The organism is Micromonospora sp. DT4, from assembly GCF_049841675.1.
In the GTDB taxonomy this organism is placed as follows: Bacteria; Actinomycetota; Actinomycetes; order Mycobacteriales; family Micromonosporaceae; genus Micromonospora.
The window spans coordinates 1-13269 of the sequence record NZ_JBNCKT010000009.1 but is presented as its reverse complement, the minus strand read 5'-3'; the positions used below and the strand labels follow the sequence as shown (position 1 = coordinate 13269).

Annotated in this window: 10 protein-coding genes and 1 pseudogene; 2 read left to right on the top strand and 9 right to left on the bottom strand. The window is 69.2% G+C overall.

What is annotated here, in order from left to right:
* Positions 1-163: 163 nt before the first annotated feature.
* Positions 164-1498 (top strand): ricin-type beta-trefoil lectin domain protein, encoded by a 1335-nt coding sequence (locus tag ACLQ24_RS05340; protein WP_425889250.1) that lies wholly within the window; start codon positions 164-166, stop codon positions 1496-1498.
* Positions 1499-1573: 75 nt separating this feature from the next.
* Here the strand turns inward: ACLQ24_RS05340 and ACLQ24_RS05335 are convergent, their stop codons facing one another.
* The 6 genes from ACLQ24_RS05335 to ACLQ24_RS05310 all read right to left on the bottom strand — a co-directional run bounded on the left by ACLQ24_RS05335 (position 1574) and on the right by ACLQ24_RS05310 (position 8713).
* Complete coding sequence (locus ACLQ24_RS05335) at positions 1574-2389, bottom strand: substrate-binding domain-containing protein (protein ID WP_425889248.1); 816 nt, start codon at positions 2387-2389, stop codon at positions 1574-1576.
* 90 nt (positions 2390-2479) lie between these two features.
* On the bottom strand, positions 2480-4207 hold the full coding sequence (locus tag ACLQ24_RS05330; protein ID WP_425889246.1) for an IlvD/Edd family dehydratase: 1728 nt from the start codon (positions 4205-4207) through the stop codon (positions 2480-2482).
* 42 nt (positions 4208-4249) lie between these two features.
* A complete protein-coding gene (locus tag ACLQ24_RS05325) occupies positions 4250-5134 on the bottom strand; it encodes a carbohydrate ABC transporter permease (protein ID WP_425889245.1) in 885 nt (294 codons plus the stop codon).
* The gene (locus tag ACLQ24_RS05320; RefSeq protein ID WP_425889244.1) at positions 5135-6076 is read right to left on the bottom strand and encodes a carbohydrate ABC transporter permease; all 942 of its coding nucleotides are present in this window, start codon (positions 6074-6076) and stop codon (positions 5135-5137) included.
* 69 nt (positions 6077-6145) lie between these two features.
* Positions 6146-7486 (bottom strand): ABC transporter substrate-binding protein, encoded by a 1341-nt coding sequence (locus ACLQ24_RS05315; RefSeq protein WP_425889242.1) that lies wholly within the window; start codon positions 7484-7486, stop codon positions 6146-6148.
* A 231-nt stretch (positions 7487-7717) separates the two neighbouring features.
* On the bottom strand, positions 7718-8713 hold the full coding sequence (locus ACLQ24_RS05310; RefSeq protein ID WP_425889241.1) for a LacI family DNA-binding transcriptional regulator: 996 nt from the start codon (positions 8711-8713) through the stop codon (positions 7718-7720).
* A gap of 547 nt (positions 8714-9260) precedes the next feature.
* On the opposite strand from ACLQ24_RS05310, the gene ACLQ24_RS05305 reads away from it, so the two are divergent.
* Complete coding sequence (locus tag ACLQ24_RS05305; RefSeq protein ID WP_425889240.1) at positions 9261-10784, top strand: alpha-N-arabinofuranosidase; 1524 nt, start codon at positions 9261-9263, stop codon at positions 10782-10784.
* A 242-nt stretch (positions 10785-11026) separates the two neighbouring features.
* Here the strand turns inward: ACLQ24_RS05305 and ACLQ24_RS05300 are convergent, their stop codons facing one another.
* The 3 genes and pseudogenes from ACLQ24_RS05300 to ACLQ24_RS05290 all read right to left on the bottom strand — a co-directional run.
* Positions 11027-12544 carry an aldehyde dehydrogenase family protein gene (locus ACLQ24_RS05300; protein ID WP_425889239.1) on the bottom strand — a complete coding sequence of 506 codons (1518 nt, stop codon included), beginning with the start codon at positions 12542-12544 and terminating at the stop codon, positions 11027-11029.
* Complete coding sequence (locus ACLQ24_RS05295) at positions 12541-12861, bottom strand: hypothetical protein (protein WP_425889238.1); 321 nt, start codon at positions 12859-12861, stop codon at positions 12541-12543. Before ACLQ24_RS05295 ends, ACLQ24_RS05300 begins: the two co-directional genes overlap by 4 nt.
* A 33-nt stretch (positions 12862-12894) precedes the next feature.
* Positions 12895-13269 (bottom strand): annotated as a pseudogene (locus ACLQ24_RS05290) (IS5/IS1182 family transposase); the annotation flags it as partial.

Here is a 13269-nt window from a genome sequence, read left to right as displayed (position 1 = left end):
CAATGCCGGGGCGGGGCGGGCTCAGCACAGGACGAGCCCGCCCGCCCTCGCTCCCCACCACCAGGAGGTACCACCAGTGCGAGGACCCGCAGACCACCCCCCGTCCACGGGGAACACCCCTGCCGACCGGGGATCGCCGGGCATCCGGGGACGTCTTTTCACGTTGGCCGCGGCCGGGATCGCCGCCGCGGTCGGACTGCTCACCATCACCCTGGCGACCGGGTCGGCGTCGGCCGCCGACAACCCGTACCAGCGCGGCCCGGACCCCACCCGGACCAGCGTCACCGCCGTGAACGGTCCCTTCGCCAACACGTCGGTCAGCGTCCCGACGGGGTACGGCTTCAACGGCGGCCGGATCTACTACCCGACCGACACCAGCCAGGGCACCTTCGGGGCCATCGCGATCTCGCCGGGTTACACCGCGTTGTTCTCCGCCGAACTGGCCTGGATGGGACCGTGGCTGGCCTCCCACGGCTTCGTCGTGATCGGCATCGAGACCAACAGCCGCAACGACTTCGACACGGCCCGAGGCACCCAGTTGCTCGCCGCGCTGGACTACCTGACACAGCAGAGCCCGGTACGCGACCGTGTCGACCCCAACCGGTTGGCCGTCGCCGGTCACTCCATGGGCGGCGGTGGGGCGCTGAGTGCCGCGATCCGGCGTCCGTCGCTGAAGGCGGTCGTCGGCATCGCGCCGTACTCGCCGTCGTCGAACCTGGCCAACGACCGGGTACCCACCATGATCTTCGCCGGCCAGGCGGACACGGTGGTCACCCCGTCATACGCCACCGGCCTGTACAACAGCCTCCCGACCACGACCGAGAGCACGTACCTGGAGGTCGCCGGCGCGGATCACGGGTTCATGGTCGGACGCTCGAACCCGGTGTTGGTCCGGACCATGTTGCCGTTCGTCAAGATGTTCGTCGACAACGACGCCCGGTACAGCCAGTTCCTCTGCCCGCTGCTGGACAACAGCGGCGTGGTCACCTACCGCAGCACCTGCCCACTGCTGCCGTCGACGCCGACCAGCCCGACGCCGACCACCACGCCGACCACCACGCCGACGAGCAGCCCGACACCGACGCCCACCGTCACGCCCACCACCCCGCCCGGCTCCCCCAGCCAGATCATCGGCACGCAGTCGGGCCGGTGCATCGACGTGCCGAATGCCTCGCGCACCAACGGCACGCGGGTAACCCTCTACGACTGCAACAGGCAGACCAACCAGCAGTGGACCTACACCTCGGGCAAACAACTACAGGTGTACGGCACCATGTGCCTCGACGCCGCAGGCTCCGGCAACGGCGCCGCCGTGCAGATCTACACCTGCCACAGCCAGACCAACCAGCAGTGGAACATCAACTCCAACGGCACCATCAGCAGCGTGCAGTCCGGACGCTGCCTCGACGTCTGGAGCACCGCCAACGGCGCCCAGATCCAGCTCTACGACTGCCACGGACAGACCAACCAGCAGTTCCGGCTCACCGCCCTGACCTGACGGTCCTGACCGACCGGAAACGGGCGGGCTCGGCGTCACGCCGGGCCCGCCCGTGCGTGCGGCGGTGACCGTGGCTCACCTGCCGCTCAGTGGCGCCGTGCTCTCCCGCACCACGAGCGTGGGGACGACGAGCGGCAGGGGCTGCGGCATCGTGTCGTCGATGGCCTGGGTGACCGCCGTGATCGCTCGTCGACCGACAGCTCCGAAGTCCTGCTGGATCGTGGTCAACGGTGGAATCAGAAATGCCGCCTCGGGGACGTCGTCGAATCCGACGACGGAGATGTCCTGCGGCACCCGCCGCCCGCGCTCGTGCAGCGCACGCAGCACACCGATGGCCATCTGGTCGTTGGCGGCGAAGACCGCCGTGGTGCCGCGCATCTCGCAGATCCGCAGCCCGGCCAGGTAGCCGCTGTGGGCCATCCAGTCACCCTCGACCGGCTCGGGCGGCCGGATGCCCGCCGCCAGCATCGCCGCTCGCCAGCCGTCGCGGCGGGCGCGCGCCTCGGCCCAGTTGAGCGGGCCGGACACGTGCACGATCTCGGTGTGCCCGAGGGCGAGCAGGTGCTCCGTCGCCATCCGGGAACCGAGCACCTGGTCGACGCCGACGGTGACGCGGGCCCTGGACAGGTCGCCCTCCACCACCACGAAGGGGACGCTGGACCGGGTCATCCGCACCACTTCGAGAGCCTCGTCGTTGCCGGCGATCGTCACGACGCCTTCCACGCCCACGCGCATGAGGTGTTCGGTGGCGTCGCTGAGCGCCCGCACCGTCACCTCCGAGAGGCTCACCGAGGTGGCGAAGTAGCCGGCGGCGCGGGCGGCATCCTCGACACTGCGGTGGATGCTCGTCGGACCGAACAGCGTCCTGGCCGTGCCGATGATGCCGATCATCCCGGAACGTCCCCGGACCAGCGCGCGGGCCGCGGTGTTGGGGCGGTAGTCGAGCTTCCATGGGTGGGTTCCTCGTACGTTCCGCCGCCGTCAGTGTGAGTGGCGGGGCACCGCGCTGCCGCTGCCACCGACGAGGAAATCGAGATCCGCGCCGCTGTCGGCCTGGAGGACGTGCTCGCTGTACAGCCGTACCCAACCCCGCTCGGCCACCGGCGGCGGTGGCTTCCAGCCGGAACGGCGCTCGGCGAGTTCCGCCTCGTCGACCAGGAGGTCCAGGCGGCGCGTGGCGACGTCGACCTGGACCAGGTCGCCAGTGCGCACCAGCGCGAGGGGTCCGCCCACGGACGCCTCCGGCGCCACGTGCAGGACGCACGTGCCGTAGCCGGTGCCGCTCATGCGGGCGTCCGAGATCCGCACCATGTCCGTGATGCCCTCGGCGAGCAACCGGCGGGGCATCGGCACGTTGCCCACCTCCGGGAAGCCGGGGTAGCCGCGCGGGCCGGCATTGCGGACGACGATCACCGTGTCCGGGGTGACGTCGAGGTCCGGGTCGTCGGCGGCGACGACGTACTCCTCGATGCGGTCGAAGACGAGCGCCGGGCCGGTGTGCGTGAGGAGGTGGGGTGAGGCGGCGGAGACCTTCAGCACCGCGCCGGACGGCGCGAGCGACCCGCGCAGCACCACGGTCCCCGAGCCGGCGGCCTGGAAAGGCTCCTCCAGGGTGGCGATGACCTCCCGGTTCCAGCACTGGGCGCCGTCGACGTTCTCGGCCACGCTCCTGCCGCTGACGGTGACGTGGTCCGTGTGCAGCAGCGGCGCGAGCTCCTTCATCACCACCGGCAGACCGCCCGCGTAGGCGAAGTCCTCCATCAGGTACGCCCCGGACGGCATGAGGTTGACGAGCAGGGGCACGTCGGCGGTGAGGGTGTCGAAGTCCTCCAACGAGAGGGGCACGCCAAGGCGTCCGGCGATCGCGAGCAGGTGCACGACGGCGTTGGTGGAACCGCCGATCGCGGCGTTGACCCGGATGGCGTTCTCGAACGCCTCCCGGGTGAGCACCGAGGACAGCCGCTGCTCCTCACCCACCATGGCGACTATCCGACGTCCGGCCGCCTGCGCGAGTGCGTACCGCCGGGAGTCGACGGCAGGCACGGCGGCGGCCCCCGGTAGCTGCACGCCCAGCGCCTCGGTCACGCAGGCCATGGTGGAGGCGGTCCCCATGGTCATGCAGTGGCCCCGGCTGCGGGACATGCCGACCTCCGCCTCGGCGCAGTCGGCGGCGGTCATCCGGCCGGCCCGCATCTCCTCCGTGAAGCGCCAGACGACCGTCCCCGAGCCGATGTCCTGGCCGCGGAACTTGCCGTTGAGCATCGGACCGCCGGTCAGCATCAGCGTCGGCAGGTCGACGCTCGCCGCACCCATCAGCAGACCGGGAGTGGTCTTGTCGCAGCCGGAGAGCAGGACCACCCCGTCGAGGGGGTTGGCGCGGACCGACTCCTCCAGCTCCATCGCCAGCAGGTTGCGGTAGAGCATGGTCGTGGGTCGCATGAGCGGCTCGCCCAGGCTCATCGCCGGGAACTCCAGCGGCAGGCCGCCGCTCTCCCACACACCCCGCTTCACCGATTCGGCCAGGTCGCGCAGGTGGGCGTTGCACGGTGTCAGCTCCGACCAGGTGGTGGCGATGCCGATCACCGGGCGACCGTCGAAGACGTCGTCCGCGAAACCCTGGTTGCGCATCCAGGACCGATGGATGAACCCGTTACGGCCCTCCGCGCCGAACCACTGCCCGCTGCGCAGCGGTCCATCTGTCGTCGACATCAGCACACCTCTCTGTCATTGCTGGAGGTCGCGCGGCGCGACCTAGCGAAGGCCTCCGACGGACAGTCCGCCGCGCCAGTGTCGTTGGAGGCTGAAGAACGCGATGACCAGTGGGATCACGGACACGAGCGAACCCAGGATGATGAGGCTCCACAGCGAGGTGCCCCCCGAGTTGTTCGCCGACGCGATCCCCTGCCAGAGGCCGAGGCCCACGGTCACCGGGAAGAGCCGGTTGTCGGAGAGCATCGCCAGGGGCAGGAAGTAGTTGTTCCAGGACGCCACGGCCGACAGGAGCAGCACGGTGACCACCGCGGGCCGCATCAGCGGAAGTGCGATCTGCAGGAACGTGCGTATCTCCCCCGCGCCATCGACCCGCGCCGCGTCCAGCAGCTCGTCGGGCACCACGTCGCGGGCGTACACGTGCATCAGGTAGACGCCGAACGGGTTGAGCAGCGAGGGGAGGATCACCGCCCAGACCGTGTTCGTCAGGCCGAGCCGGGAGAACATGATGAAGGTCGGGATGACCAGCGCCGTGGCGGGCACCATCAGCGCGCCGAGCACGACGGCGAAGCTGAAGCCCCGCGCCGCGAACCGGTACTTGGCGAACCCGTAGCCGGCCATGACCGCCAGGACCGTGGCGCCGATTCCACCGGCGATGGCGTACAGCGTGGAGTTGAGGATCCACCGTAGGTAGATGCCACCGTCGTAGGTGAAGAGCTGCCTGAGGTTGCCGAGGTAGTCGACCTGGTCGGTGAACCAGAGGGTGTTGCCGCCGCCGAAGAGACCCGGCGCGTCCTTGGAGCTGTTGACGACGACCCACCAGAACGGCACGAGGAAGTAGATCACCAGGAAGCCGAGGAGGATCTGCAGAGGGAGGTAGCGCTGCGGCCGGCGAGCGCCTGCGCGGACGCTTGTGTGGTCGGTCATCTACAGGAAGCTCCTCCGCTTGCGGGTGAAGAACAGAAAGGCGTACACGCAGATGAAGACGATGCCGCCGAGGGCGAAGGAGATCGCCGACCCGTAGTTGAAGTTGGCGAGCGAGAACGCCTGCTGGTACGCGTACATGTTGGGGGTGAAGTCGGACCCGATCGTGCCCGCGGCGAGGTAGCGCAGGATCTGCGGTTCGTTGAAGAACTGCAGGGTGCCGATGAGCGAGAAGACCAGGATCAGGATCAGCGCGGGCGCGATCAGCGGGATCTTGATACGCGTCGCGATCTGCCACCGTCCGGCGCCGTCCATCCGGGCGGCCTCGTAGAGCGTCGGGTCGACGCCCTGCAACGCCGCAGACAAGATGATCATGTAGTAGCCGGCCCACTGCCAGGTGACGACGTTGAGCAGGCCGTAGAAGATCAGGTCGCTGCCCAGGAAGTCGGGTGCGGTGGCGCCGAACAGCCCGAAGATGTCGGTGAGCGGCCCGAAGCCCTTGCTGTAGAGGAACCCCCACATCACGGCCCCGATGACCGTGGGGATCGCGTACGGAAGAAAGATCATGAGGCGGGAGAAGCGCGCGAACAGGGTGGTCACCGCGTCCAGGACGAGGGCCAGCGCGAGCGCGAGGACGATCTGCAGCGGGATCGAGACGAGCGAGAAGCGGATGACGAGCCACGCGCCGGACAGGAAGCTCGGATCGGTGAACGCCTTCACGTAGTTGTCGAAGAGGACGAAGTTGGTGCCGCCGATCAGCTTCTTCTGAAAGAGACTGAGGTACAGCGCGTACGCCAGCGGCGCGATGAGGAACGCCACGAAGACGACCCCGAACGGCCCGACGAAGAGCCACCCCATCAGGTGTTCACGCAGGTGCACCTTGCCACGGATCTTGCGCTTCTCATGCTGACTACGGCGTGTGTGCTTCTCGGTCAGGGTTGTCATCTCGGTCTCCGGGACATGGACGCTGCGGGGTGGAGGGTGGGCCAGCCAGGACCGGCCCACCCGAAGCGGTCACTGGACGGTGAAGCCCTGATCCTTGGCGTACTTCGCCACGTCCTCCTGGAGCTTGTCCGCAGCCTGCGAGCCGGTGGTGGAACCCTTGATGACCTCGCTGATCTGCTTCGTCATGGCGTCCAGGTAGTACTGACCGAAGGGCGCGTACGCGACACCCTTGTAGGCCTCGGCTGCGGGAAGGTAGACCTCCTTGTTGGCCTGCTGGCCGCCGAAGAACGCCACCTTCAGGTCGACGAACGCAGGATCCTTGAGCGCCGTGAGGTTCAGCGGGAAGATGATCTGGTTGGTCCAGCCGTCGGCGAGCGACTCCTTGTCGGCGTAGAGCCCGTAGGCGACCTTCGCCGCCAGCTCCGGCTTCTTCGCCTGCTTGGTCACCGAGAAGGCCGACCCACCCCAGTTCACCTGCACCGGGTTGGCCGGATCCCACTGCGGCAGTGGCGCCACCGCGAACTTGCCGGTGTCCTGGCCCTTGCCGACGCCCGCGCCGGTGAGGTAGCCCGGGGCCCACGCCGCCGAGATGTACGTCGCGTAGTTCCCGTTGATCACACCGGAGATGTACTCCGGGGTGAACTGGTCCTGCGTACCCACCAGGCCTTTCTTGGCGAGGCCGCCCCAGTAGTCCAGCACGTCCTTGGACGCCTGGTCGTTGAGCTTCACGCCGATCGACTTCGGCTGCGCCGGGTCGAAGGTGAAGGGCGAGGCGCCCTTCTGGATCTGCAGCGCCATCAGGACCGCCGGGACGTTCGCGCCGAGATCCCCGAACAGCGGGCCACCGGCATCCTTCACCTTCTGCGCGGCCTGCTCGTACTCGGCCCAGGTCTTCGGCGGAGTGATCTTGTACTTGTCGAAGATGTCCTTCCGGTAGATCATGCCCATCGGGCCGCCGTCGACCGGGACGCCGTAGACCGCGTCGCCGACCGACACGTCCTTCCAGGCGCCCTCGCCGTAGTTGGCCTTGACCGCGTCGTAGCCGTACTGCCTGATGTCGACGAGCGCGCCCTGGATCTGGAAGGTCGGGATCCGGTCCGCCTCGACCATGATCACGTCGGGCGCGCCGGTGCCCGCCGAGATGGCCGTCTGGAACTTGTCGTACTCGTCACCGCCCTGCCCGACGTTGGTCCAGCAGACCTGCACGTCGTCGTGCAGCTTGTTGAAGTTGTCGACGACGAGCTGGGTGTTGGGGTACCAGCCCCACATCGTCACGACCGGCACGTTCTGCTTGGTGATGGTGTTCGTGCAGTTGCTCGCGTCGCTGCCGCCGTCGTCCGAGGAGCAGGCGACCAGGCCGCTTCCTGCCGCGAGCAGGGCCACCGTGGCGAGTATGCGTCTTCTCTTCATTGAGATGGTTCCCTTCGGGGGAGGGTGGCGGTGCACAGACATCCATGCGCTGGCGGGTGCCACCGGGGCAGGCGGTCCTGCTCCCTGTGCCGGCAGCGGATGCGACCCGCTGGCCAGCTCAACCCATCGGTGGATCTCGCCGTGCAGGTTGTGTTCACCTCCTCCCAGCTCTTGCCACCGGCGTCCGCGCCGTGGCCAGCCCGCCAAGAGCGATCCAGCTCCGGTGCCGTGTCATGGTCGTGCCCCGCCCGTCGGTGCCGCGGTCGAGCCGCGAACCACGAGGCTGGTCGGGAGCACTGTCTGGTTCGACTCGTCCCACTCGCCGGTCACCAGCGACTTGAGCAGCCGCGCGGCTTCGTACCCGAGCTGGTACATCGACTGGTCCACGGTGGTCAGACCCGGCTCGGTCGACGCCGCCTCGGGGATGTTGTCGAAGCCGACGACGGACAGGTCACCGGGGACGGCGAGCCCCAGCTCCCGGGCGACCTCCAGCACCTTGAGGGCCATTCCGTCGCTCGCCGCGAAGATCGCCGACGGCCGGTCCGGCCGTTGCAGCAGGGCACGCGCCAACGGAACCGCCGACTCGGGGTTGAAGTCCCCCCTGCCGACCAACGTCGGGTCGACCGGGACTCCGGCGTCGGTCAACGCCGCCCGGTAGCCCTCCTCCCGGGACCATGCCGAGGCGAGGCTGTCGCGCCCGGCGATGAACCCGATGCGTCGATGGCCCAGGTCGAGCAGGTGCGCGACAGCGGTGGTGGCGCCGCCGAGGTTGTCGGCCATGACCGAGGGCCCCGTCGAGCCTCGCACCGGGTCGATGGCCACGACCGGCGTACGGCTGTGCATCTCACCCCAGGGCGTGACGACGATGCACCCGTCGGTGAGGGTGCCCGACAGGCGGGTCAGGTGCCGCTGCTCCCAGCCCTCCGAATAGGACCCGTAGAGGTCGCTGTTGGCGTAGATGATGAGGTCGAAGCCGGAGCGGCTCAGCGCCTTCATGACGCCCTTGAGCACCTCCGCCGTGTACGACTGGAAGCTGTGCGCCACGAGGCCTAGAACGTTGGTGCGGCTGCGCCGGAGGCTCGACGCCACCAGGCTCGACTCGTAGCCGAGTTGTTGGATGGCGGTGCGGACCTGAGCGATCGTGCGGGCGCTGACGCCGTAGTGCCCGTTGACGACGCGGGAGACGGTGGCGGTGGAAACGCCGGCGATCCGGGCGACATCACTCATTGTTACCGGCGCATTGGCTTCGATCATGCGGCTCTCTCTGGACTGCAATCGTTATCGGTTACGTTTCCATGATGTTGCCAACGTAACCGACCACGATTGCGAACACAAGAGCCTTTCACCTCACCACCGTCCCGCACGCAAGGTCCTAACGGGATGTTCACACCGGGAACTTCCCACCTCTCGCAGCGGCGCCGAGAACGCAACCAGCAACCTCAGTGAATCGCCATTTCACGCAATCGATCTAGTCGTTGACAACGGGACGACACCCTCCGTCAGGCCACCATTCCGGGACGGGTGTTCCCTCGCACAAGCATGATCGGTAACGTTTACATAGATCGGGAACGTAATCGATGATCATGGCGATGTCCAGAGGTCGTACCGACCCACCACCGCTCGGCCCCCGGCACCGCGACGCAGATCTCGACGTCGGAGGCCTCGCACGAAGGGAGCCCGCCCTGAACACCCACCTCGCCCCAGCGCCGCACCCACTCCCCCACCGCGCCGCCTCGCCCGTCCGGTCCCGTCAGAGCCGGCGGGGAGGGCAGTCGTGAACACCGCGCGCCTGCTCCTGGACCCACGCCGACGCGTCGCACCAGTGCCGCGCCGGCTCTTCGGCTCGTTCGTGGAGCACCTGGGCCGGTGCGTCTACAGCGGAATCTACGAGCCCGGCCACCCGACCGCCGACGCGGACGGCTTCCGGGGCGACGTCCTCGCGCTCGTCCGTGAGCTGGGCATCACCACGGTCCGCTACCCGGGCGGCAACTTCGTCTCCTCCTACCGCTGGGAGGACGGCGTCGGTCCGGTGGACCGCCGACCGGCCCGGCTCGACCTCGCCTGGCACAGTCTGGAGACCAACGCGTTCGGGCTGGACGAGTTCATGCGCTGGGTCGGCAAGGCGGGCGTCGACCCGATCATGGCGGTCAACCTCGGCACCCGCGGCACCGCCGAGGCCGTCGACCTGCTGGAATACGCCAACCACCGCGCGGGGAGCCACCTCGCCGACCAGCGCCGCGACAACGGCGCCGTCGACCCGTACGGGATCAAACTGTGGTGCCTGGGCAACGAGATGGACGGCCCGTGGCAGGTGGGCCAGCGGAGCGCGACCGAGTACGGGCGGCTCGCCGCGCAGACCGCGAAGGCCATGCGCCGCTTCGACCCCGATCTCGAACTCGTCGCCTGCGGTTCGTCCCACCTCGGCATGCCGACCTTCGGCAGCTGGGAGCGCGACGTGCTGACCGAGGCGTACGACGACGTCGACCTGATCTCGCTGCACGCCTACTACCAGCCGGTCGACGACGACCTGCCCAGCTTCCTCGCCTCGGCCGAGGACATGGACACGTACATCGACGCCGTCACCGCCATCGCGGACTCGGTGGGCGCGATCCGCCGGTCCACCAAGAAGATCATGATCGCGTTCGACGAGTGGAACGTCTGGTACCAGTCCGCGGCCCCGTCCACGCCGCCGAGCGGGGAGGACTGGCCGGTCGCACCGCCTCTGCTGGAGGACCACTACAGCGTGGCCGACGCCGTTGTCGTCGGTGGGCTGCTCATCAGCCTGCTGCGGCACAGCGACCGGGTGACCGCCGCGTGCCAGGCCCAACTGGTCAACGTCATCGCGCCGATCATGACCGAACCGGGGGGCTCGGCCTGGCGGCAGACCATCTTCCACCCCTTCGCCCGGACGGCCCGGCACGCCCAGGGCGTCGTGCTGGACGTGCTGCGCGACGGCAGCACCACGACCACCGACCGCTACGGAGTGGTCGACGCGGTCGACGCGGTCTCCACCTGGGACGACAGCACCGGAGAGATGACCGTGTTCCTCGTGAACCGGGTCGTCGACACCCCGGCCGAGATGACCATCGACCTCGCCGGCGCCCAGGTGGGCGGCATCATCGAGTGCGTCACCGTCGGCGGCGCCGACCTCGGTGCCAAGAACACCGCCGGCGGTCCCGACCACGCCGAGCCGCGCCCCAACGACACGGCCCAGGCGGGCGGCGCCAGCGTCCGGCTGACCCTGCCGCCCGCGTCCTGGACCATGCTGCGGCTGCGCGCCACCGACGCGACCCCGTAGGCCGCCCCGGCCGCGCGACCCCGGCTACAACCGGGGGCGCGCGGCCGGGGTTTTCCCCACCACAGGGAGTACGGCGAATCGCGTCGACGGTCAGACCAGGACCGATTAATCGCGTCGGAAAATGGCGCTGGGAGCACCTGCGCAACTGGCGCGCGAATTCCTTCCCGGGTCATTTCCGCAGAGGAATTCGCGCGTCACCCGCAGGTGGCGTCAGAACGTACCCGAGCGAGCGGTGGACGCAATTATTCGACCGCGGGCGTCAACCTCCCGTCGACCCGCCGGGGAATGGCGGTGTAATCGTCGCGCAACTCCTCGGGAAGCACCCAGGCCGGAGCGTCCTGCCATGCCAACGGCCGGAGGAACCGTCGGATCGACGTGGCCCCCACCGACGTGTGCACGGCGTTCGTCGACGGCCAGGGTCCACCATGGTGCTGGGCCCACGACACGCGGACGCCGGTGGGATAGCCGTCGAAGACGATGCGGCCCGCGCGGGCGGAGAGCACGTCGACCAGCCGGCGTACGACGTCGCCGTCGTCCTCCGGACCGCGGTGGACGGAACCGGTCAGCGACGGCGGGACGGCGTCCAGCGCGGCGTCCAGTGCGGCAGCGTCGGGATACCGGACCACGACCATAAGCGGACCGAAGCACTCGTCGGCGATCTCGGTGGTCAGGCCCGGCAGTTCGACCTCCAGGAGCCTCGGTGCGACGGCGAAGCCCGTTCCGGGGTCGACCTGGGCCCGCGCCGAGACCCGAGCACCGGCCCGCTCGAACTCCGTGGCCCGGCTCTCGAACGCGTCCCGGATGCGCTCGTTGAGCAGGATCGTGCCGCCCGAGCTGACAACCCTCTGCCGCAGGGCGTCCACCAACTGGTCACCGCCCCGACCAGCCGGGACGAACGCCAGGCCGGGCTTGGTGCAGAGCTGACCGCCGGAGGCCGTGAAGGAGGCGAACAGACCCTCGGCGATCTCCTCGGCCCGGTCGACGGCCGCCCCGGGCAGGACGACGATCGGGTTCACGCTGCTCAGTTCGGCGTACAGGGGAATGGGATCGGGTCGTTCGTCGATGGCAGCCTGGATGGCGCGGGCGGCGTTGACCGAGCCCGTGAGGGCGGCCGCACGGACAGCGGGGTGCCGCACCAGCGAGCGACCGGCCTGCTCCCCGTACACGGCCGCGATGACGCCCTCGGGGCCGCCCAGGTCCCGGACGGCCGAGAAGATCGCGGCGGCGGACGCGTGCGAGGTCACCGGGTGGGACGGGTGGGCCTTCAGGACCGCGGGACAGCCGGCGGCGAGCGCGGCGGCCGTGTCACCGCCGGCGACCGAGAAGGCGAACGGGAAGTTGCTGGCCCCGAAGACGGCGACCGGCCCGAGGGGTACGAGCATCCGCCGCACGTCCGGACCGGGTCCGAGTGGTGTGTCGGCGGCGTGGTCGATGGCCGCCTCGATGTACGCCCCGTCGCGCAGCACGTCGCCGAACATCCGGAACTGGACCGCGGCCCGGGTGAGCTCGGAGTCCAGCCGCGCGTGGGCCAGCCCCGTCTCTGCCTCGGCGGCCGCGACCAGGTCCACCCGGCGGGCCTGGAGGGAGGCGGCGACCGCGTCCATCAGCTCCGCCCTGCCGAGCCTCCCCAGACCCGCCAACCAGTGCGTCGCCCGGGACGCCTGGCCGGCGACCACGTCCAGCCGGGACTCGTCGGTCTCGGTGAGATCCGTCGCGCGACGCTGGCCGTCGCGCGGATCGACGGTGCTGACCACGTTCACAGCAGTCCTCTCCTTGCCAGATTGCCCATCAGGTCGCGGATGCCGAAGTGCCAGGGTTCGCACTCCTGGGCGTGCCGCACCCGGTTGACCAGGGTGCCGAGCGCCGGGCAGCTGATCCGTACCACGTCGTCGACCTTGTGGGTGAAGCCCTCGCCGGGGCGGCCCCGGTCCTGGACCGGCGCGAACATGGTGCCGAGCATCAGGGCGGCACCGTCGGGATAGTGGTGGTGCGGGCCGATCACCTGCCGCACCAGGTCCTCCGGGTCGCGCGACATCCGCGTCATCTCCGAGACCGCCTCCAGCCGGAAACCGTCCACACCGTGGACCTTTAGAGCGACCGGCAATAGGCGTCACTTGAGTCGGCGGGTTGTCGGTCGGGTGTCCCAGCGATAGAGCGTGCGGGCTCGGTGGATGAGTTGACGTACGGTGACGATCGCGGCGGCCAGGTAGAGGTAGAAGTCGATGATTGCGGCGTTGCGGTCGGTGCAGCGGCGGATCTTGCCGAAGCCGTTCATCCACGAGTTCGTGCGTTCGACCACCCACCGCTTGCCGACTTGGATCGGGGCGGGTACGCCCTTGCGGGCGATCTCGGCGTCGAAGCCGATCTCCTCGAGCAACTCGCGGGTGCGGTTGCTGTCGTAGCCGCGATCGAGGTGGGCGGTGACTTGCTGCGGCCAGTGATGGCGCAGTTGGGCGCTGCACTGCTCGAAGGTGTCGCGCAGCAG

Coding starts and splice junctions, on each gene's coding strand:
- ACLQ24_RS05310 (WP_425889241.1), bottom strand. CDS start 8,713: ATGAGTGATGTCGCCCGGATCGCCGGCGTTTCCACCGCCACCGTCTCC.
- ACLQ24_RS05330 (WP_425889246.1), bottom strand. CDS start 4,207: ATGTCGACGACAGATGGACCGCTGCGCAGCGGGCAGTGGTTCGGCGCG.
- ACLQ24_RS05325 (WP_425889245.1), bottom strand. CDS start 5,134: ATGACCGACCACACAAGCGTCCGCGCAGGCGCTCGCCGGCCGCAGCGC.
- ACLQ24_RS05320 (WP_425889244.1), bottom strand. CDS start 6,076: ATGACAACCCTGACCGAGAAGCACACACGCCGTAGTCAGCATGAGAAG.
- ACLQ24_RS05315 (WP_425889242.1), bottom strand. CDS start 7,486: ATGAAGAGAAGACGCATACTCGCCACGGTGGCCCTGCTCGCGGCAGGA.
- ACLQ24_RS05335 (WP_425889248.1), bottom strand. CDS start 2,389: ATGATCGGCATCATCGGCACGGCCAGGACGCTGTTCGGTCCGACGAGC.